1 protein-coding gene is annotated in these 889 nt (G+C 42.5%); it reads right to left on the reverse strand.

What is annotated here, in order from left to right:
• Positions 1 to 198 precede the first annotated feature (198 nt).
• Positions 199 to 795: a DJ-1/PfpI family protein gene (locus R7O03_RS22640; RefSeq protein WP_137282136.1), complete on the reverse strand. Its 597-nt coding sequence runs from the start codon at positions 793 to 795 to the stop codon at positions 199 to 201.
• Positions 796 to 889: the final 94 nt, after the last annotated feature.

The following is an 889-nucleotide window of genomic DNA, read 5'->3' on the forward strand; positions in this document are numbered from 1 at the left end:
AATCACCATCCCACTTTATATTAATACTCATACTTCCCTACTTTTTGATGTCACTATTGTTGATTGCACTTAACGCCTTGTTAAGGTGTGAGGCACGCAATACTGAAGCCTCTGCATACCACCTTAATCACTAAACCTACCGCATAGTAAAAATGCCACGCGTGCCGAATCACCCTTGAACAATTTGTTAGGCAAATTTTAAAGATATGCACCGACTACTGACATGCAGTGCTGAACCGTGTTCTCTTTTTCACCGACTGGCGCGACATAATGAATTGCAGATTCAGCATCCGCCCTACTCGACAACTTACTAATAACCCACGCAGCTAAGTACTTTGATGACAAACAACCACCTGCTGTTGCAAGATTACCATTAGCATAAAATGGCTGCTCTAAAACAGTCACTCCCGATTCGACAACCCAAGGTCTCGTTGTTAAATCGGTACAAGCTGGTATTTGATGCAGTAAGCCAAGCACGGACATGAGCAAAGTACCTGAACATTGCCCACCAATTAACTGAGTTTCAGGGTTTAGCTTTAACCTTGAAAACATATCTCTATCTTGAGCAATATCGCGCGTTAGTACACCGCTACCAAACAATACAACGTTGGCTTGATTCGCAAACTCTAGAGGCTGTTGAGATTGAATTGTAACTCCGTTCATTGAAGTGACGTACTGAGATGGACTCGTTATTTGCACGTTCCAACCTACGTCTTTCATTCGGTTTAAAATCCCCGCTGCTATAAATGAATCAAGTTCATTAAATCCGTCAAATGTTAGTACTGCGATATCCATATCTACTCCTATTTGCCTAACGCCCTGTTAAGGTGTGAGCAACGCAATACCGAAGCTCCCGCATACCACCTTAAACACTAAAACCAACGCATAG

Origin of the sequence: Vibrio sp. Vb2960 (assembly GCF_033337665.1) — a bacterium.
Classification (GTDB): Bacteria; Pseudomonadota; Gammaproteobacteria; order Enterobacterales; family Vibrionaceae; genus Vibrio; species Vibrio alginolyticus.

What these genes read in the sequence shown, in the direction of transcription:
- R7O03_RS22640 (WP_137282136.1), bottom strand. Translation starts at nt 795, where the DNA reads ATGGATATCGCAGTACTAACATTTGACGGATTTAATGAACTTGATTCA.